This is a genomic window from Paraliobacillus zengyii, from assembly GCF_003268595.1.
GTDB classification, from domain to species: Bacteria; Bacillota; Bacilli; order Bacillales; family Amphibacillaceae; genus Paraliobacillus_A; species Paraliobacillus_A zengyii.
Genome location: NZ_CP029797.1, coordinates 928,485 through 949,511 on the forward strand (window position 1 = coordinate 928,485; position 21,027 = coordinate 949,511).

Annotated in this window: 20 protein-coding genes; 12 read left to right on the top strand and 8 right to left on the bottom strand. The window is 36.5% G+C overall.

The genetic code is table 11. The features are described from left to right. The first annotated feature begins 6 nt into the window (after positions 1-6). The 5 genes from hemH to DM447_RS04630 all read left to right on the top strand — a co-directional run bounded on the left by hemH (position 7) and on the right by DM447_RS04630 (position 5,584). Positions 7-951 (top strand): ferrochelatase, encoded by a 945-nt coding sequence (gene hemH, locus DM447_RS04610; protein WP_112180103.1) that lies wholly within the window; start codon positions 7-9, stop codon positions 949-951. Continuing rightward, positions 948-2,357 carry a protoporphyrinogen oxidase gene (gene hemY, locus DM447_RS04615; protein WP_112180104.1) on the top strand — a complete coding sequence of 470 codons (1,410 nt, stop codon included), beginning with the start codon at positions 948-950 and terminating at the stop codon, positions 2,355-2,357. Before hemH ends, hemY begins: the two co-directional genes overlap by 4 nt. Positions 2,358-2,524: 167 nt before the next feature. After that, the gene (locus DM447_RS04620) at positions 2,525-3,256 is read left to right on the top strand and encodes an MBL fold metallo-hydrolase (protein ID WP_112180105.1); all 732 of its coding nucleotides are present in this window, start codon (positions 2,525-2,527) and stop codon (positions 3,254-3,256) included. A gap of 66 nt (positions 3,257-3,322) precedes the next feature. Continuing rightward, positions 3,323-4,318, top strand: coding sequence for a lipoate--protein ligase (locus tag DM447_RS04625; RefSeq protein WP_112180106.1), 996 nt, complete (start codon positions 3,323-3,325; stop codon positions 4,316-4,318). Positions 4,319-4,402: 84 nt separating this feature from the next. Continuing rightward, positions 4,403-5,584, top strand: a complete 1,182-nt coding sequence (locus DM447_RS04630; protein ID WP_112180107.1) for a M48 family metallopeptidase — start codon at positions 4,403-4,405, stop codon at positions 5,582-5,584. Positions 5,585-5,640: 56 nt separating this feature from the next. On the opposite strand, the gene DM447_RS04635 is transcribed toward DM447_RS04630, so the two are convergent. After that, positions 5,641-6,111 carry a DUF3939 domain-containing protein gene (locus DM447_RS04635; protein WP_112180108.1) on the bottom strand — a complete coding sequence of 157 codons (471 nt, stop codon included), beginning with the start codon at positions 6,109-6,111 and terminating at the stop codon, positions 5,641-5,643. A 193-nt stretch (positions 6,112-6,304) separates the two neighbouring features. On the opposite strand from DM447_RS04635, the gene DM447_RS04640 reads away from it, so the two are divergent. Next, entirely contained in the window at positions 6,305-6,823 is a 519-nt protein-coding gene (locus tag DM447_RS04640; RefSeq protein ID WP_112180109.1) for a competence protein ComK, read from the top strand. A gap of 627 nt (positions 6,824-7,450) precedes the next feature. Here DM447_RS04640 and DM447_RS04645 read toward each other — a convergent pair. Continuing rightward, on the bottom strand, positions 7,451-7,837 hold the full coding sequence (locus DM447_RS04645) for a YhjD family protein (RefSeq protein WP_112180110.1): 387 nt from the start codon (positions 7,835-7,837) through the stop codon (positions 7,451-7,453). A gap of 219 nt (positions 7,838-8,056) precedes the next feature. Here DM447_RS04645 and DM447_RS04650 point away from each other — a divergent pair, with 219 nt between their 5' ends. The 4 genes from DM447_RS04650 (at position 8,057) to addA (ending at position 16,588) form a co-directional block, all read left to right on the top strand. After that, on the top strand, positions 8,057-8,665 hold the full coding sequence (locus DM447_RS04650) for a TVP38/TMEM64 family protein (RefSeq protein WP_369974650.1): 609 nt from the start codon (positions 8,057-8,059) through the stop codon (positions 8,663-8,665). 69 nt (positions 8,666-8,734) lie between these two features. After that, complete coding sequence (gene lepB / locus DM447_RS04655; protein WP_112180112.1) at positions 8,735-9,289, top strand: signal peptidase I; 555 nt, start codon at positions 8,735-8,737, stop codon at positions 9,287-9,289. Between the two features lie 97 nt (positions 9,290-9,386). After that, positions 9,387-12,872 (top strand): helicase-exonuclease AddAB subunit AddB, encoded by a 3,486-nt coding sequence (gene addB / locus DM447_RS04660; protein WP_112180113.1) that lies wholly within the window; start codon positions 9,387-9,389, stop codon positions 12,870-12,872. Continuing rightward, a complete protein-coding gene (addA, locus tag DM447_RS04665) occupies positions 12,872-16,588 on the top strand; it encodes a helicase-exonuclease AddAB subunit AddA (RefSeq protein ID WP_112180114.1) in 3,717 nt (1,238 codons plus the stop codon). The genes addB and addA overlap by 1 nt, the downstream gene beginning before the upstream one ends. 617 nt (positions 16,589-17,205) lie before the next feature. Here addA and DM447_RS04670 read toward each other — a convergent pair. The 6 genes from DM447_RS04670 to DM447_RS04695 all read right to left on the bottom strand — a co-directional run bounded on the left by DM447_RS04670 (position 17,206) and on the right by DM447_RS04695 (position 19,120). Continuing rightward, a complete protein-coding gene (locus DM447_RS04670; RefSeq protein ID WP_112180115.1) occupies positions 17,206-17,421 on the bottom strand; it encodes a spore germination protein in 216 nt (71 codons plus the stop codon). A gap of 47 nt (positions 17,422-17,468) precedes the next feature. Continuing rightward, positions 17,469-17,840, bottom strand: coding sequence for a spore germination protein GerPE (locus tag DM447_RS04675; protein WP_162632562.1), 372 nt, complete (start codon positions 17,838-17,840; stop codon positions 17,469-17,471). Further along, a complete protein-coding gene (locus DM447_RS04680) occupies positions 17,824-18,030 on the bottom strand; it encodes a spore gernimation protein GerPD (RefSeq protein WP_112180117.1) in 207 nt (68 codons plus the stop codon). The genes DM447_RS04675 and DM447_RS04680 overlap by 17 nt, the downstream gene beginning before the upstream one ends. Positions 18,031-18,035: 5 nt before the next feature. Further along, complete coding sequence (gene gerPC / locus DM447_RS04685; protein WP_112180118.1) at positions 18,036-18,599, bottom strand: spore germination protein GerPC; 564 nt, start codon at positions 18,597-18,599, stop codon at positions 18,036-18,038. A 75-nt stretch (positions 18,600-18,674) separates the two neighbouring features. Continuing rightward, a complete protein-coding gene (locus tag DM447_RS04690) occupies positions 18,675-18,884 on the bottom strand; it encodes a spore germination protein GerPB (protein WP_112180119.1) in 210 nt (69 codons plus the stop codon). A 17-nt stretch (positions 18,885-18,901) separates the two neighbouring features. Beyond that, positions 18,902-19,120, bottom strand: coding sequence for a spore germination protein (locus DM447_RS04695; RefSeq protein WP_112180120.1), 219 nt, complete (start codon positions 19,118-19,120; stop codon positions 18,902-18,904). Between the two features lie 106 nt (positions 19,121-19,226). On the opposite strand from DM447_RS04695, the gene DM447_RS04700 reads away from it, so the two are divergent. Together DM447_RS04700 and DM447_RS04705 are read left to right on the top strand one after the other, a co-directional pair. Continuing rightward, positions 19,227-20,396, top strand: coding sequence for a DUF418 domain-containing protein (locus DM447_RS04700; protein ID WP_112180121.1), 1,170 nt, complete (start codon positions 19,227-19,229; stop codon positions 20,394-20,396). Between the two features lie 132 nt (positions 20,397-20,528). Continuing rightward, positions 20,529-20,807, top strand: a complete 279-nt coding sequence (locus DM447_RS04705) for a DUF1516 family protein (protein ID WP_241964559.1) — start codon at positions 20,529-20,531, stop codon at positions 20,805-20,807. The last annotated feature ends 220 nt before the right edge of the window (positions 20,808-21,027 follow it).

A 21,027-nucleotide genomic window follows, 5' to 3' on the forward strand; every position in this document is an offset into this window, starting at 1 on the left:
TTTAAATTGACAAAGAAAAAGGTAGGATTACTAATCATGGCGTATGGTACACCATACGAAGAGGCAGATATAGAAAGGTATTACACAGACATCAGACATGGACGTAAACCAACTCCAGAAATGTTACAAGACTTAACGGATCGTTATCGTGCGATTGGTGGTATTTCACCACTTGCAGAAATGACAGAACTACAAAAAGAGGCAATTACAAAAAAAGCGAATGAAACACAAAGTGAAGTTGAATTCGTTCCATACTTAGGTTTAAAACATATTGAACCGTCTATTGAAGAAGCGGTTCAACAAATGGTTGATGACGGAATTGAAGAAGCAGTATCACTTGTACTTGCGCCTCATTATTCAACATTTAGTGTCAAGGCTTATAATGGACGTGCCCAAGCAGAAGCTGAAAAATTGGGTAAACCTGTTATCAATTCTGTAGAAAGTTGGTATGACGCACCTGGTTTTATTGACTATTGGAAGAAAGCAATTTTAGGTGAGTATGCGAAAATGTCTACAGATGAAAAAGACAAAGCAGTTCTTGTTATATCTGCCCACAGCTTACCAGAGAAGATTTTAAAAGACGGTGACCCGTATCCAGAACAATTAAAAACTACTGCAAAATTGATTTCAGAGGCTACCGGAATTGAGAATTATGAAATTGGATGGCAGAGTGAAGGGAATACACCTGATCCATGGTTGGGACCAGATGTACAAGACCTAACAAGAACGTTATATCATGAAAAAGGCTACCGTACATTTGTGTATGCACCAGTTGGTTTTATTGTCGATCACTTAGAAGTACGTTATGACAATGATTATGAATGTAAAGTAGTTTGTGATGAACTTGGAGCAGGTTATTATCGACCACCAATGCCTAATGTTTCTGAACAGTTTATTGAAACATTAGCAAAGGTTGTTGTGAATAAATACAAAAGTACGGATAAGGCATGAGTAAACAGAAAAAAATTGCAATTATTGGTGGCGGAATAACAGGTTTAACCGCTGCCTATTATTTGCAAAAAGAGATTAAAACAAATAATTTACCATATAAGATAGATTTAATAGAGTCTTCTGACAAGCTAGGTGGAAAAATGGAGACTATTAAACAAGATGGTTTTACCATTGAACGAGGCCCAGATTCTTTCTTGATTCGTAAGGAATCTGCAGCACGTTTGGCACATGAAGTTGGAATTGATCATGATCTGGTTAAAAATGGAACTGGTAAAGCTTATGTTTTAGTTGGAGATAAACTTCATGAAATGCCAAAAGGTTCGTTTATGGGAATCCCTACGCAATTGGCACCATTTTTACTATCAAATATGTTTTCTTTAAAGGGTAAGGTTCGAATGTTATCTGATTTCGTATTACCTAAAAGCACGATCCAGTCAGATCAATCAGTTGGAGAATTCTTTCGGAGACGTTTCGGTAATGAGCTATTAGAGAATTTAATTGAACCGCTCTTATCTGGAATTTATGCTGGAAACATTGATCAACTTAGTTTAATGGCTACTTTCCCTCAATTCTATCAGATGGAGCAAAAACATCGTAGTTTAATAAAAGGCTCGCGTGAGACATTACCGAAGAAAAAGGATAGACCAGTCAATAAGACGAGTAAGTTTTATTCACTGCGGGGTGGGTTGCAGTCTTTTATTGACGTAATTGAAAAGGAATTGGATCCGGCTATTGTCTCTATACATAAGGCAACATCGGTTGATCATATTGAGAAAAAAACAGAAGACTATCACTTGTTATTAGATAATGGGGAAGTAAATAAAGCGGATAGTCTGATTCTTACAACCGCATTTCCAGTTGTGAAACGTATTTTCAGTCAATATGACTTTTGGCAGGTTTTTGGTGAAACAAAAGCTACCTCAGTTGCTAATGTTGTATTAACTTTTGATGTAGATTCGATTCCTAGTAATTTAGATGGCACAGGATTTGTCGTATCACGTAATAGTAATTATCGTATTACCGCGTGTACGTGGACACATAAAAAGTGGCCGAACACAACACCTGAGGGAAAAGCAATGTTAAGATGTTATGTTGGTCGCCCAGGTGATGAAGGTGTTGTTGATTTAAGTGATGCAGAAATTGCAGAAATTGCTTTAAAAGATTTGAAAAAAATCATGGGAATATCAGGAAAACCTGATTTTCATGTTGTGACACGTTGGCGAGATGCAATGCCGCAGTATACAGTTGGGCATCTTGATCGACTTAACGATCTAAGAGTTCAAATGGAAAAAGAGTTACCTGGTGTCTTGTTAGCTGGCAGTGGTTATCAAGGAATTGGTATTCCTGATTGTATTGATCAAGGGGAACGAGCAGTCGCAGATATCTTGGAATTTTTACAAAAATAAGCTGTTTTAAAATTTGATGCTGCACCCTTTAAGATAGAGATGAAAACTCTACTTAAAGGGTGTTTTTTTGGCTTGTGATCATTTTAGCTGAAGTTTTACTTTATTAAGTAATTAATGGAATTATGTTACACTATTTTTACCGAATAAAGTTTAGTAGAGGTGACGAAATGAAAGTAACGGTTGTTGGTTTTTGGGGTGCATATCCGGAAATAGGAGAGGCCACGTCTAGCTTTTTGTTAGAAAAAGATGATTTTAGCTGTTTAATTGACTGTGGGAGTGGTGTATTAGCTCAATTACCAAAGTATACGGACCCGATGGAACTAGATGCGGTTATCTTATCTCATTATCATAACGATCATATTGCAGATATAGGAGTCCTGCAGTACAATTGGCTTGTCCAAAATCAAATTCATAATACAAGTGACATTTTACCGATCTATGGTCACACGGATGACAAGACTGCTTTTGAAAAACTTACGCATCATTTTACCGAAGGAATTGGTTATGATCCGGAAAGAACGTTACAGGTTGGACCATTTACGATTACATTTTTGAAAACTGAGCATCCAGTTACTTGTTACGCAATGCGGATTACCGATGGGGACAAGGTTATTGTCTATACTGCGGATTCCAGTTATATGCGACAATTCATTTCATTTAGCAAGAACGCGAATCTGCTTATTGCGGATTGTAGTTTCTATCAAGGACAGGATGGATCAAAAGCGGGTCATATGAACAGTTTAGAGTGTGCCACAATCGCAGAAGCGGCTGGCGTACGTCAATTATTATTAAGCCATCATCCACACTTTGGTGATCGAACGGACTTAGTTAAAGAGGCAAAGCAAAAGTATTCGGGAATTATCGCGTTAGCGCGTTCCAGTTATATCTGGGACGTATAGATTGTAAAATTGCCTTTTTATCAGGAATATTTTACACTAGTAATTAGAAAAAAGGAGGTTGTTCACATGAAATTTATTGATAATGAAGGTGTAACAGATCCACACATTAACTTAGCAATTGAAGAATATATATTAAATAATTTCGGTGAAGAGGATACATATTTATTGTTTTACATTAATAAGCCATCGATTATTATTGGAAAAAACCAAAATACGATTGAAGAAATTAACACAAAGTATGTTGATGAAAAGGGCATTAAAGTAGTTCGAAGATTATCTGGTGGTGGCGCAGTTTACCATGATGAAGGAAATTTGAATTTCAGTTTTATCACAAAAGATGATGGCGATAGCTTCCATAACTTTGCGAAGTTCACGAAACCTGTTGTTGATGCGTTACAGAAGTTGGGTGTTCCGGCAGAGTTGAGTGGTCGTAATGATCTGATTGCTGAAGGACGTAAAATATCTGGTAATGCACAATTTACTACACGTGGTCGCATGTTTAGTCACGGTACATTGATGTATGATTCTGAAATTGAACATGTGGTGTCAGCTTTAAACGTAAATGCAGAAAAAATTAAATCAAAAGGTATAAAGTCAATCCGCAGTAGAGTTGCAAATATTTCTGAATACATGGAAGAAAAATTACCAATGGATGCGTTTAAATCATATATCCTAAAATACATTTTTGATACAGAAAATGTTGAGGATGTTCCACGCTACCAGTTAACAGAAGAAGATTGGAAAAACATTCATCAGCTTTCAGAGGACCGTTATCAGCAATGGGATTGGAATTTTGGTAAATCCCCTAAATTCGACATTCAAAAGTCGCATAAGTTTGATGCAGGTTTAGTTGATGTTCGGATGGACGTATCAAAAGGTATCATTAAAGATTGTAAGATTTATGGCGATTTCTTTGGTATTGGTGATGTGAATATTATTGCAGAACAATTGGTCGACACACGCTATCAGCGTCAAGCGCTAGAAGAAGCACTAGACGACATAGATGTTCCACACTATCTTGGTAAAATAACAAGAGAACAATTAATTGATTTAATTTATTAAATTTAGTAAATGGAAAACTATCCTTATCTTATTTAACAAATGATAGGGATAGTTTTTATATCGAATAAATTGGAGCGGTAAAATGTGAAAAAAATACTCTTGTCTTACTTCGTCTATCTTGTTGTTGTGTTTGGTTATTTTCTTTTTTTGTATCCACTACAGATACTTAGTGAAACTAAGTATGCAGCAATTGCCCATGCGATATTCTTTGGTAAGTTACCACTAATTTTCATCCTATTATATGGTGTTATTACATATGAATGGATTCGTAAGTGGCAGGGAGTATTTCAGTGGCGTAATCACTTCATAGAAACTGGTTTCGTTGGATTGTTCCTCTTATTCATTTATCAATTCATTCAATTACCATTCGATCTCGTTTGGTTTTATGTAACACATGCTGTCGGAACAAGTAATCAATCACTAGTAGATTGGATTTGGGAGTTAACGCTTGATTTATTCTTTTTATGGATAGGTTTAACTTTACTTTTATTAGCATTTCAGTGGTTGGTTAAAAAACGAAAAAAAAGTTGGCCTGTTATTCTGTGGCTTATGACGATTCCTGTGGCTGTCTTTGTTGTGTATATTCAACCGGTATGGATTGATCCGTTATATGAGAATTTCACTCCGCTAGCAGAAGGAGAATTACGTCAGGCAATTGAAGCATTAACAACAGATGCTGGTTTACAGGATGCGACATTGTTGCAAGTGAATATGAGTGAAAAGGTAACAACCTTTAATGCTTATGTAACAGGTATCTTTGGAAATGCTCGTATAGTATTATGGGATACAACATTAGAAGGTATGAATCAGTCGGAGATTTTGTTTATCTTAGCACACGAAATTGGTCATTATGTTATGCACCATGTTTATTATGGTGTTATAGGTTATTTGGTGTTTGCGCTTGTTTTAATTTTATTAATTGCTTATTTTTATCGTCGTATTATGTACCGGAAATTTCGGCAAATGGAACTATTTGATATTCGAGCAATACCAGTTCTTCTTTTTATAACCATGTTCTTCTTAACGATTAGCCAGCCATTGACATTGTTTGTTTCGCGGCAAATGGAGGAACAAGCAGATGCCTATGCTGTTGCACACACCGAAGACTTGGAACCGGCTATTGAAGGGTTTGTTCGTATGTCTATCCAATCTAAAAGTGATATCAATCCAGCTTTTTGGGTGAAGTGGATGCGCTATAGTCATCCTCCGATGCAGGAACGGATTGATAATATCGAACGTGTCATGAAAGAACGTGAATTAGAATAGGTAGTATCTGTTTAGGGGATATCCAAGTTTCAAAGTGGATATTCCCTTTTTGTTGGTTAATTTGGTCGTATATTCGTAATGAGGTTTTCTTCATCGGTTATATAGAATTCTTCATGAGGACGATAATTCAATAGGTGTAGTTTTTCTAATTTATGATAACTTACTTTATGATAAGGGTCACCATGAATAATAGGTAGCTCGTTTGTTTGCTGGATGTACGCATCAACTGCACGTTGGACGTTATCAAAGTACTCAGCTAACTGTTGATCTTGTTCTTCAAATAATTGATATGTTTCGATTGACATGTAGTAGGTTCTGCTAGGTATACCATTTAAAACGGGAGCAAGTAATTCGTAATCAATGCTTAAGTCATCATTTATTAAAATACTTAAAGGAATTTCTTTTGGAAGAGCCATTCCATATTCATGGATGGCATGTTTTAGTTCTGCTAATGAAATATCTATGATTGGATAATGTCTTTTTTTCTTAGGTTCCTGTGCCTGTTTTTTTTTGAATAGATGCCACATAAATTCACTCCTTCCTCTTAATAATTTATATGTTCAGTATAACAAAAGAAGGCTTTGGATACACAAATGTGACAAATTTAGGTACAAATGGCTATTTTAGTACACAAATTTACATTTTGGTAGTATATTCTATTTATGTTTTTGAATAATTGAGATTATTCTTAAACAAAATTGAATAAAGGAGTGGATGAATATGGAGAAGGATTATGAAATTAATCCGGTAACTATAGCTATTATTGCAGAGAAATTGAATGGTATTTATGTTTCTAGAGTGTTAGAAATTAGTGAGGATGCTCCCTATTATATTAAGGGATCACCTTGTAAGTTAATTGATGCTGCTTGTAAATACTTTGGTAGTAGTTTGAAAGGAAGGCAGGAAGGAGCACGTACTGTTTGTGGAATTAAACATAAAGTACCAATATCGATTGATCCTTCAAGTGGTATGTACTTTTTCCCTACTTCTTCACCTCAGAATCCTTATTGCTCATGGATTTCACACACACATATTGACCGCATACGTAAAGCTCCAGATCGGGGGACAGAATTTATTTTTAAGAATGGTATGACTCTCATCTTAGAAGTTTCTTATGGCTCGATGATTAATCAACTACAACGAACAGCACAATTCCGCTACCTACTAGAAAAAAGAATAAACCCAACTCCACCACGACCAGACAAAAGAAAAGATGATGACTTTTTCGTCCTTACTTAATTCAGATTGATCAAGATAGTTGTTTATGTTTCTTGCGTATGAGTTTAATTACGAGACAACCGCCATGTTGATTTTTGCTTCAGTCAGTCGCTTTCCGCGGGCAAGTCTTTTCGATGGGTCGAGTAATCGCAGACCCAACGCTTCAACTTCCTCGGAAGCAAAGTGCGCTTCCTGCGGGATTTTCAGCTGTTGCTTTTCCCGCAGGAGTCGACTGTCCTACGCTACAATCAATCAGCATAACGTGAACAACTGTCATAAGCACAATAAAAATTTTGACCAGTAGACAATATATCACTTTTAACACCTATCCAGCGGAGCAATTGAAATGGGTGAGACTCCAGTGGGAACAGCAAATGTTTTCGATGGGATGAGTAATCGCAATCCCACAGGCTGAAGATCCACTCGGAAAGCGGTTTTTGCTTATCCGAGTTAGCTGAAGTCGTGCCCACGGAAAGCGATCCCATTTCAATTGTGGAGCGGGTAAGGAATCTATGTCACAGTTTCTCTCAATTTCGAATATTGAAAAGCAACAATATTTGCGAAAAGAGGATTAATTTAAAATGTAAACAATGAAGGAACTCATTTAATGATGGGTTCCTTCATTATTTAGTGAAACGGGGATAATTATTAGCTTGTTAGTGTATGGTTTGAAGGTGTATGGACGCTTTCCATCAACTCACGAATTATTTTTTCTACATTTTTCCGAATGGTAGGATTAAAGTAATTCCGCTTCTCTTCTCGTCCTTGGCAAAGGTATAAATAGGATGAGAAGGTATCCGTTTTTTCCAAAGCAATTACTTGTAACTTTTTCTGTACCATATATTTACGTAGTTGCTGTCTTTCTGCTACAGCTCTTTTTTCCATTCTTTGAAGCAATTCCAAATAAGGTTCTTTTATCTTAAATCCTTTTTCCTTTTCAATCTGTACTAAATCCTTTTGTATGACGACAATTGCCATGGATAAGAATAAAAACCGGGATCCTAATGCATATTCTGAATCATGTAAATAGCGCATCTTTGCCCTCCTTTATAGAACGTTTGTTCTTATTATAACCTAATTTAATTGAAATTCAAATGGATAGTTTAAAACTTTATTGGTAAAAAACGAAATAATAGGAAAAATCGGTGTTTTACATTAAGATAGAAAGTGTAAACTAAGTATAAGTAACTGTTTCAATAGAGGAGTCCGTCAACGATGATTTTATTTAATACAATAAATTTGAATATAAATTCTATGCAAGAATTAATTGAAGATAATCAATTCGATACACTTTTAAAACAGCTATTGAAAACGTATGAAAGTTTTGGGCCTTTACCTGGTTTACTTTTACCGTTCATTGAGGCATTTCTTCCTTTCCTTCCATTGGTAGTATTTGTTATAACGAATGCAGCAGCTTATGGTTTATTAGAAGGGTTTTTACTTTCTTGGGCTGGTGCAAGTGCTGGGGCAATAGCTGTATTCTTTATTGTCCGTAGGTTAGGCGATAAACGCTTTTTTGTTTGGATACGTCATAATAAACAAGTTAAACGTGTTACGCATTGGTTAGAACGTCACGGATTCGGTCCATTATTTTTATTGATGTGCTTTCCTTTTTCTCCGTCGGCTATTATTAATACAGTAGCTGCCTTGTCAAAAATCAGTATGTATCAATTTGTCCTAGCTGTGTTGTTAGGGAAAACAGTTATGATTTTTTCTATTGCTTATGTAGGCAGCAGTATCGCATCTTTTGCGCAAAATCCTGTTAAAGCCATTGTAGTAGGTATTAGTATTTCGTTATTTTGGTTACTTGGTAAATTTATTGAAAGATTCCTACATAGAAGAGGAAAAATGGGCGCTAAATAGGAATGAAAAAGGATTAAATTTCCTACCTCCTGGGTATAATAGTATAAGTAATACCTTGGAGGAATCCAGATGAAACGAAAAAAATGGAATCGTTGGATTGTGTTGCGAACAATTTTAATTGCAGTAATCTTTGCTATGTTTTTTCGTTCTTATTTATTTGCAAGTTATGTAGTAGATGGAAAATCAATGGAGCCAACATTGTATGATGGTAATTTAATTATGGTAAATCAAGTATTATATGATTTTTCAGATGTGTCCCGTTTTGATGTTATTGTGTTTCATGCAAATGATAAAGAAGATTATGTGAAACGGGTAATTGGAGAACCGGGAGATCAAATTAGAGTAAAAGATGATAAATTGTATATTAACGAAGAATATGTCGAAGAAGCTTATTTGCAGGCATTTCGTGATCGAGTAACAGGAACATTAACAAAAGATTTTACTTTAGAAGAAGTAACAGGTGAAAATCAGGTACCTGAAGGGAAACTATTTGTACTAGGCGATAATAGAGGGAATAGCTTGGATAGTCGTTATTTTGGTTTTATTGATCAAGAGACAGTTGTGGGAAAAGTTGATATTCGGTATTGGCCTGTTTCCCAAGTAGGATTTCATTTTACAGATTAGGTTAAAGTGTGGACACAAATAGGTGTCCACACTCTTTTTTTTGGGGCAGACATGTTAAAATAGATTTAGTCGATCCAATGATAGGAGAGAAGAAATTATGGGAATACGATTTCTATTAGGGAATGCAACAACTTCAAAGAGCAATCAATGCTTAGCTGAAATAAAAAACAAGTTAAAAAGTGACCCGATGGGCCCAGCAATTATATATTTAGTTCCAGATCAAATGACATTTCAACAAGAATATGCATTAATACAGGATGAAGCAGTTAGTGGAAGCATTCGTGCACAAGTTTTTAGTTTTTCTAGACTTGCTTGGCGTGTTCTCCAGGAAACTGGTGGTGCGACGAAGCAATTTATTAGTTCGATTGGTGTACAGATGATGCTTCGGAAAATTATAGAAGAACGGACAACTGATTGGCAAATGTTTCAGAAGTCAATTGAGAAACAGGGTTTTATTGATCAAATGGAAACAATGATTACGGAGTTTAAACGCTATTGTATTACACCAGACATGCTATCTGTGCAAATAAGCGAAATGGATCGTTTTCACCATCTCGAACCAAATGAAATAGGACTTAAACAAAAATTAGAGGATTTACATTATATTTATGATAAGTTATCAAACGTATTATATGGAAAGTATATTGATAGTGAAGACCAATTAGCTTTATTGGCAGAGAAAATAGCAGAAACAACTTTTTTAGAAGATGCTGTTGTATATATAGACGGTTTTCATCGATTCACGCCACAAGAGCAATTGGTTTTAGAAGCAATTATGAAAAAAAGTGACGATGTAACAGTAACATTAACAATGGATCAGGCTACAGATGAAACAGTCTCCCAATTTGATTTATTTTCTCAAACAAAAGAGACATATCAAACATTAAACCAATTGGCAGATAATCTAGCAATCACAAAAAAAGTTGAATTAGTCAAGCCAAAAGAAGGAGAGATAGCCCCTTACTTTGCCCATTTAGAAAAATATTTCGATAAACGTCCTGCTCCTGCTTATCATGCTGAAGTACCGATTCAAATAGCCCAAGCTGTACATCCACGAGCAGAAGTAGAAGGAGCAGCACAAGAAATTCTTCGATTAGTCAGAGAAGAAGGTTATCGTTATCAAGATATGGTTGTATTAGTTCGAGAAACCGCGATCTATCATGACTTGATTGCTACGATTTTTCAAGATTATCAGATTCCCGCATTTATTGATGAGAAACGAACGATGCTTCACCATCCATTGATTGAATTAATACGTTCTGCATTGGATGTTGTGAGCGGAAATTGGCGTTATGATGCGGTTTTTCGTTTGTTGAAGACGGGGTTAATTCCTGCCCAAAATCAAAAAGATCCCTTAGATGAGAATGCTGTTGATACATTAGAGAACTATGTGTTGGAATATGGTATACGTGGAAGAAAGCAGTGGCTTGGCGAAAAGCCTTGGATTTTCCAACGTTTTCGTGGGTTTGATCATGCGACACAAACAGATCAAGAAAGACAAATGCAGCAACAAATTAACCACTATCGCAAACAAATTATCCAGACAATGAAACCATTAGATGATAGCTTACGAGCAGCAAAGACGATTGAAGAAAGGGCTATCATTTTGTTTGCATGGCTAGAATCATTAGATATTACCAAACAACTAGAAGAAATTCGCGATCAATTAGATGAAAACGGTCAGATTGAAGCAGCGCGTGAGCAAGGACAAGTATGGGATGCTGTTATGCAATTGCTTGATGAAATGGTCGAGATTACAGGGGATGAAAAGATTTCCTTACAGTTGTTCCAACAAAGTTTAGAAACGGGATTTGAAACGTTAAAATTTTCCCATGTTCCACCTAGTATTGATCATGTCGTGATAGGAACAATCGATCGGTCACGGGTAAGTGGAATTAAGTCCGCCTTTTTACTTGGGGTCAATGAAGGTACGTGGCCGATGAAGCCAAGTATTGATGGAATGTTATCAGAAGAGGATCGGAATGCTTTAGAAGAGCATGGATTAAAATTAGCGGATGGAGAAAAGCAACAATTATTAGATGATTGGTTTTATGTTTATTTAGCTTTCACTGTAGCAACAGAGAGGCTATGGATCAGTTATCCACTTAGTGATGCGGAAGGAAAGGGCAAGATGCCATCTTCTTTGGTCAAACGAATAAATGACTTATTTCCTGCAAATTCTGAAAGTATTTTATTACCTGATCCAGAGGAAATGACCGATTCTGATCGATTTGTTGCAACACCAACAAAAACGAGATCAGCTTTAACAGCTCAATTGGCAAAGTATCAACGTGCTTATCCAATTGATCCAATTTGGTGGAGTGTGTTTAATTGGTTTGTTATAAACCATGATCAACATAGTAAAACAAATACGATTCTAAAAAGTTTATTTTATCAAAATAGCACAACGAATTTATCAAAAGAAACTGTTGAAGCATTATATCCAAAACAAATAAAAGCAAGTGTATCGCGGATGGAAATGTATCATCGATGTTCTTACCAACACTTTGCTCAATATAGCTTAGGTTTGGAAGAAAGACGAACATATAAATTAGATGCACCTGATATCGGTCAATTATTTCACGAAGCGCTCAAGCAAATCACCGATTGGATTCAAAAAGAAGGTCGTGGGTTTGTAGATGTTTATCAATCAGAAGCAGATCAATATGCACAGCGAGCTGTGAAGCAACTTGCTCCGATCTTACAACATCAAATTTTACAAAGTTCGAATCGTTACGAATATATGAAAACAAAATTAGAGCGAATTATTTCACGAGCAACGTATGTCTTAAGTGAACAATCGAGAAAGAGTAACTTTTCTCCTATTGGATTGGAAATGGGCTTCGGATTACCCGAAAGTCAATTAGATCCCTTGCAATTAGACTTACCAAATGGACATGAGCTCGTTTTACGTGGAAGAATCGATCGCGTGGACCGCGCTAATATAAAAGATGCCCTTTATTTGCGAATCATTGATTATAAATCAAGTGCTCAAGGGCTGAATTTGGTAGAAGTGTATTATGGCTTATCCCTACAAATGCTTGCATATTTGGATGTTATTTTAGCGAATTCAGAAAAATGGTTAGGAATTCAAGCTACTCCAGCTGGGGTTTTGTATTTTCATGTTCATAATCCAATCATATCAGAAACAAAAGCATTAGATGAGCAATCACTTGAGGAAAATTTATTCAAGAAGTTTAAGATGCAAGGCTTGTTAATCGAGGATGAAGAAGTGGTCCAACTGATGGACACAGATTTAGAAACAGGTATGAGTCCAGTTATTCCAGCAGGATTGAAAAAGGATGGAACGTTTAGAAGTGGTTCCCAAATTACATCCAATGAAAACTTTAGTCATCTACAAGGCTATGTTCGGCAATTAATGACTGAAGCGGGTGTTGATATAACAAATGGTGGTGTTCATTTAAATCCGTATCAACAAAAGCAACAAACAGCATGTAGCTTTTGCTCATTCCGCTCTGTTTGTCAATTCGATGCAACGTTACCAGAGAACAATTATAGAAGATTGCAAACGTATAAAGAAGAGGAAGTATTACAAAAAATCATCACAAAGGGGGAATTCTAATGCCACAATGGACGAAGGAACAAGAAGATGCCATTTACACACATGGTAGCGATACGCTAGTAGCAGCCGCGGCAGGATCAGGGAAAACAGCAGTTCTAGTAGAGCGTATTATTCAAAAATTGTTGAACCAGGATAAGCCTATTGATATAGATTCCCTACTAGTTGTGACGTTTACAAATGCTGCTGCACAAGAAATGCGAAATCGTGTTGCAGAAGCACTTGAGAAAGCATTAGAAGATAACCCTGAATCGTTCCATTTGAAAAAACAATTATCTTTACTACAACAAGCGTCGATTCAAACATTGCACTCTTTTTGTATGGATTTAATCCGTCGCAATTCTTATTTACTGGATATTGATCCAGGTTTTCGAATTGCTGATAGTGTCGAAGGGGATTTGATGCGTCAAGAGGTATTAGAAGATTTGTTTGAGGAGTGGTATGGCAAAGAGCCAGCTGAACAGGATGCATTTTTTGAAGTAATTGATCGTTTCTCTAGTGATCGTAGTGACTTAGAAGTAGAAGCGCTTGTCTTAAAATTGTATAATTTTGCAATGCAAAATCCTTGGCCAGAACAGTGGTTAGACAATCTTGCGGCAATGTACCAAGTTAGTCCAGATACAGATGAGAGTCAAATTAATTGGTTACAGATCTTAAAAAGAGATGTAAAAAGTCAGCTTTTTGCGATGCGTTCAGAGGCGGAGTCAGCTCTTGCGTTAACAAGAGAAAGTGATGGCCCTTACCATTATGCAGATGCAATTGATGCTGATTTGGCTATGATTCAAGAAGCGAGTACTCAATTGGAAATGGGCTGGGACATGGTCCAAGCAATATTTAAAAATTCAAAGTTCACCGCATTATCCCGTAAGAAAGCGGATTTTGATGAAGCTAAAAAGGAAAAAGTGAAAGAAATACGAGCTAAATATAAAAAACGCTGGAATGACCTTGCCACAGACTGGTTTTCGCGAGAACTTTCTAGTTATTTAACCGATATGCAGCACTTGTATCCAACGATGAAGCAACTCGTGATCCTTGTAAAGGAATTTAAACAAAATTATGCTATCTTAAAAAAAGAAAAGGCGCTCGTCGACTTTTCTGACTTAGAACATTATGCTCTAGCGATTTTATTAGCAGAGGAATCAACGGAAGTTGAAGCAAAACCGTCAGAAGTAGCCCATGCGCTACAAGCGAAATTCTCAGAAGTCTTAGTAGATGAATATCAAGATACGAACTTAGTACAAGAAACGTTATTAACATTAGTTACGCAAAAAGATCCTGGTAATATGTTTATGGTTGGGGATGTGAAACAAAGTATTTATCGTTTTCGTCATGCGGAGCCATCTTTGTTTATTAATAAGTACAACCAATTTGCTGCAAAGAGCCATCCAGCACACCGAATTGACTTAGCGCGAAATTTCAGGAGTAGAAAAGAAGTACTGTCAGCAACAAACTATATTTTCAGGCAGCTAATAGATGAAGAAGTTGGCGAGATCGCCTATGAAGATGATGCAGCTTTAATTTATGCAAACCTTATGTATGATGATATTGCTCTAATGGACGCAGATGCGGAAGTTGTAATTATTGATCGTGAAACACAAGAAGATCCAAACGAAGAACAAGCAGAGAGTTTAGAAGACTTAGAAAAAGCACAGATCGAAGCGCGTGCTTATGCAACACGGATTCAGGGATGGATTGGAAATAAAGACACACCACCAATGCAAGTAATTGATAAAGCAACAGGAGCGAAACGAAATATTGAATATCGTGATATCGTGATATTAATGCGGTCAATGACATGGGCATCTACCATAATGGAAGAACTTAAACAACAAGGGATTCCAGTTTATGCGGAGCTAGCAACGGGTTACTTAGAAGCAATTGAAATTAAGATTATGCTTAGTCTATTAAAAGTAATTGATAATCCAAAACAAGATATCCCTCTAGCTAGTGTATTGCGCTCTCCAATTGTTGGACTTAATGAAGAAGATCTTGCCCAAATTCGGTTATCTAAAAAACGAACAAGTTATTATGAAGCATTACAAACGTTTGTTAACCAGACAACTTCAGACGTGAAAAGAGCCCAAATTGAATTGTTTTTGACACAGTTAAAAGATTGGCGTTTGCAAGCACGTCAAGGTGCTTTAGCAGAATTGATTTGGCAGATTTATCGTGACACAGGTTATTATGATTTTGTTGGTGGCATACCTGGTGGACGACAAAGACAGGCTAACCTACGTGCCTTATATGATCGAGCACGCGGGTATGAAGCGACATCCTTCCGTGGGTTATTCCGATTTTTACGCTTTATTGATCGCATGGAAGAAAATGGAGATGATTTAGGTGCAGCACGTGCATTAGGTGAACAAGAAGACGTCGTACGCATTATGACGGTCCATAAAAGTAAGGGATTAGAGTTTCCAGTCGTTATTTTAGGGGCAATGGATAAGCAATTTAATCAACAAGATTTACGTCAGAAATACCTTTTGCACAAAGATCTAGGTTTTGGTAGTAAATATATTGATCCTGAAAAGAGAATCATGTATCCAACACTTGCTTATCATGCATTAAAACAGCAAATGCAGCGAGAGTTATGGGCTGAAGAAATGCGTGTTTTATATGTTGCATTAACACGTGCAAAAGAGAAACTTGTTATGATAGGAACGATAGCTTCTTTTGAGAAAAAACAAGCGAAGTGGCAAGAAATAACAGAACATAGCGAACTAGTTTTGCCAGCACATTATCGTTTGGAAACGAACACGTATCTTGATTGGGTAGCCTCAACATTAATCAGACACCAACAGGCTACGGTCTTACGTGATACTGAATTGAGTGAGAAAATTCCGCTTGTAATTCAAAACGATGAATCAAAGTGGAAAATACAAGTAGAGAATGCCGATGTTTACCGAACAATTGTAGAAAAGAAAGAAACGGCTTCAGTGGATTTGATTGATAAAATCAAGAATTGGCAAACGATTCCTACTACAGATGAAGATTTAGATGTGAAAGTGCGGGATCGTTTGAATTTCACTTATCCCCACAAACAAGCAGCAAGTTATCGTGCGAAACAGACGGTAACAGAAATTAAAAGACAACATGAAGTAAAAGATGATTATAGTGATACCAAGCTAGTTGAAACTTTCCAAACACCAATTATGAGACGACCAGCTTTTATGCAAAAAGAAAAAAAGTTGAGTGCAGCAGAAGTCGGAACAGCAATGCACACGGTAATGCAACATTTTCCATTTACAAAACAGTGGCAAGAAGCGGAACTTGCTGAAGAGGTACAAAAAATGGTCGTAAGGGAAATCTTAACACAAGATCAAGCTGATGTTATTAATTTACCTGCTATTCTTAATTTTTTCCAAACGTCTATTGGTAAGCAAGTAGTAGAGACGGAGACGTCAGCGATGCATCGTGAAGTACCGTTTAGTTTGACTGTAGATGCAAGTGAGATTTATCCTGATTGGAATAAGGAAGAAAAGGAACGTATATTCATTCAGGGTGTAATGGATTTATTGATACCTTTGGATGATGGTTGGATATTAATTGATTATAAAACAGATAAGATCCAAGGAGATGTAGATGAAAAGGTATTACTTGAACGCTATAAAGTTCAAATGAATTTATATTCACGTGCATTAGAAGAAATTTGGAAAAAGCCAGTCAAAGCAAAATATCTATACTTCTTCGATAAAGCAATAGTAATCGAAGTGACATAATTTTAAGCTGATGCGATAATAATGCATCAGCTTTTCTTTTTCAAATTCGCAGTAGATCGAAACTGCGACGTAGTTAGACTTTATTACCCGCTACGCTCCACAAGTGAAATGGACTCGCTTTCCGTGGGCACGGCTTCAGCTAACTCGGATAAGCAAAGACCGCTTTCCGAGTGGATCTTCAGCCCGTGGGATTGCGATTACTCATCCCATCGAAAACATTTGCTGTTCCTGCAGGAGTGTCGCCCATTTCACTTGATCCACTGGTTTTGTCTTTAAACATTTTATGAACTACAAATAAACACATTAATCATTAGTTTCTTGAAAATATTTCGACATGATTCTGTCTTACACTTAAAAATAAATCCACTAATCAGCGAAGGAAGCAAATGGTTGAGACTCCTGTGGGAATAGCACGAACCGAAGATCCTCTATAGAAGCGTTCTTTGCTTCTATAGATAGCTGAGGTTGTGCCCACGGAAAGCGAAACTATTTGCTGACGTAGCGAGTAAGACCAGATTGTTACGTCTTAGTTGATGGTTATTCGGCGATGATCTAGTTGGGTTTATCGTTTTGTTTAATAATTAATTGTTATGTAAAAGTGGGGTTCCCCACTTATTTTATGCGTTACCACTAACTACTTGATCTACGACATCTGGATCAATTGCATTTGTTGCGTTAAAGCCAGTGTTTGTATTGATAAAGTCTCCAGTGTTAAAAGCCCCAGAACCAGCAGCTGTTTTGGAGGCGCTCTTTGGTGCTAAATAAAAACTATCACCGAAATTAATTACACCACCAACTTCGTTAATTTTAATCGGTCCAACAATCGACGGCATTTTGACACACCTACTTTTTCGTGTATTTATCATATCGTATGCATATATTATTTGTTTGTTCCTTGTAGAATCCGAATATGCTTTATCCTTGCCTCAGATTGGATTGATTTTAGATTTCCTACTTGCATAACGGAAGAAGCACTTAGCCCTGTAACGTCAACAGAATTCACTGTAATCATTGCTTTGTGATTGGTTGTTCTTCTTATTACTGGTGTTCCAGGTGTAAATGAAGGGGACGGTCTTTCAAATATAGGGAAATCCGAAAACGCGATTCCTTCATCTGATTGTATGTCACTTTCCCTCTGAATAGCGATCGCTTTACTTGTCTGTTTGGAACGTTTTGCATCACCAATTTCTAGAATAGAAGAATAACCAATAGAATTGACACGTACTAGCTTGACATTACTCGTGTGTAACATTATTTTCTCCAACATCCATTCGACTAAGTGGCAACAATGAGCCAACAATATAGGAGTCTGGTGGTGTATCGTAATACGATTGGAGTTGCATCGAATCATTGTCTCCAACTAAGAAAACGGATGAAGAAGATATTGCTGTGATATCTACATTACCAACGTGTAATTTCCAATTATGCACTTCAAAATTCATAAGAACTAATCTCCTTTATTTGTTTTTTTCTCAAAATAGAGACGTAAGGAATGTGGAATTTCAGCTTGAATTTGTTGCTGAATGTAAGTCTCTAATTGTTGATTATTTTTAATTTGTTGCTTTATTCCTTCCTGTTCATAGTAAGTTACACGTCCTGGTAGTTGTTTTCGAATATCTTCTAAAAGCAACTGTCTGTTAGACTCATCTAGTTGGTACTGATATTCATGAACGAGTTGTTGCAACATCGTATCTCCTTCACGTGTTAGATAATTATCTAATTCATGGATTAACTGTTGATGATTTTGTTTTTGACTGCGAAGTGGAAGTGAAAAATTATCCATTTTAGTGAAGTCTTCTGGTGCTAAACCAATATGCAATGTGCCGTCCATCCGTTCAATTTTTAATTGATCGAAATGATATTCTAACTTTTCAATTGTAGTTTGTTGGTTTGTGGGTTGTTGATATTCCATTTGATCAAGTCTTTCTGTAAGTGTTTGAATTTTTTTATCTTGTTCTATTATATGTTGATGCAGTTGCTGAATGTATTCATACCATGCGGGATCGTTCACACCTTACCCCTCCTCGCTACAAGTCAAGTGTATAGTTATCTTCTACTAATATATGTGTCAGTAGCCCAATTGTGCTTACGATGGGGGAATAAGTGGTACTAGTGGTGTATCTACACCAGGCTGTAATTCAGCGGGTTCAGCGAGATCTTGGTATTCACCTGTGTTATAGAGCTGGGATGAGGCTTGGATTGATCCAGCGCTTCCAATTTGAAGAACAGAAGAGTTTGAAATACTGCCGATCTTCAACATATGAATAGCTATTGATTGATGAACGGTTAAATCCACTTCTCACACCTCAATCTTTATAAACTCGATATCACTTGATCGAATTTGTCTTGGTCATTTATTGTTGTATTCGTTTGATCTAACTGAATGGTAATACCGTCTCCAGTGTTAAAGGAACCACCACCTGCAAAAGTTTTTGCACTAGAATTGGGTTGCATCATGTAAACATCACCTATATGAAAAATACTTGATGTACCAATCGTTATTACTTTCACAGCGCCGACTATAGCAGGCATTTTAACTCCTCCTTTTTTAGCAGTTTATGAAACTGATTCAATTCTGTGTCATTTTCCTATACAATAGAATGTATGACAGTTTAGATGATTAGGGAGAGGCGATTTTATGAATCAACAGGTATCACCTTTAACAGAAAAAAAGCGATTAACCTGGATTGATGCAGCAAGAGGATTTGCTATTCTTGGAATATTTATGGTCAATGTACCTGCTTTTAATGCTCCTTATTTTTTGTATGGTGGGGAGGATACCTTTTGGACATCTGGTATCGATCAAAGCATTCAAGTATTTATTGATATTTTTTTTCAGGCTAGTTTTTATACGTTATTTTCCTTTTTATTTGGATTTGGAATTCAAGTAATAGTTGAAAATATCAAACGAAGAGAGCAGCCTGTTAACAAACTGATTTTTCGACGTTTAGTCATACTAATTGGTTTCGGTTTGATTCATGCGTTTTTAATCTGGCATGGGGATATTCTGCTTACATATGGCATTATTGGTATGTTTCTGTTTTTATTCTTTAAAAGATCGAATCGGACATTGATTGCCTGGGCAATTAGCTTATTAACCATTCCGACGTTGTTATACACGTGGGCTTTGTATCCTTTTCGTGACCAATTGGGTGGCTATAACCTCACTGCGATCGAAGAAGCAGTTAATCGCTATGGATCAGGAAGTTTACTAGATATATGGGCACAGAATTTGCAAGATTGGTCTTACAGCAATGGTGTTTTCACTTACTTTATCTTAGCATGTAATCTGTTACCGTTATTTTTACTAGGAATGGTAACAGCTCGAAAGAAATGGTTGCATAATGTTGAAGCACACCAATCATTTTTGCATAAAGTCTGGTTCGTTTCCTTGGTATTGTTTGTTGGCATAAAAGCAGGATTATATATATGGGGGAATCCAGCATGGTTATCCATGATTCAAGATAGTATTGGTGGGTCAGCATCAGCGATCTTTTACTTGACGACAATTACATTAGCGTATCAACGAACATTCTGGCAAAAAGTATTTAAGCCATTTACGTATGTAGGTCGAATGTCATTATCGAATTATATCTTCCAATCAATTGTATGCTTTTTCTTGTTTTATTCGACTGGATTTGGGTTATATGGTAATATAAAACCACTTGGAAGTATCGGTATCGTATGCGCAGTTTACCTTGTTCAGATCTTGCTCAGCAGTATCTATGTGAAACGCTATCGTTTTGGTCCAATTGAGTGGGTATGGCGTCGTTTCATGTACATGGAGAAGTTACCGAACAAACGATAAATCTATAGTATAGGAGGAAAAAAGAAATGATTCATTTACACATCACAGCATGGGTTCTAGCACTTATTTTATTTGCAGTTACCTTTTCATTCTACAAAAACAAAAAACAAAAAACAAAAACCAGCGAAAATAATGCATATGATTACAAGACTTACCTATCTATTAATCTTATATTCTGGAGGCGACTTATTCTATAATTATATTGTCTCAGGTACTTGGAATAGTTATATGGCGGAGTTGATTATCAAAGCTGCTGCAGGACTATGGGTAATCGCTTGCTTGGAAATCCTGTTAGTTCGATATGCAAAAGGGAAACCGACGAAAGGATTCATGGTCCAATTAGCTGTCTCATTAGTAATTGTGCTTGCATTAGGGTTTGGCCGATTACCATGGGGATTTTTACCCTTATAAGATTGGAAGAAGAGAGAGTTTTACTCGTATTATATGAGTGGAACTCTTTTTATTTTGTTTCTATTAATTTTTCTGAAAGGTGCATATAATTTGCGGAAGGGATCATATATTTCGCTGAAGGACGCATATAATTATCTAACGGCTCATATATTCCTTATTTAGATAATTATGAGCCTTTAATAGTTGGCACATTCCCCGCCGCCCATCATATAAATAGACA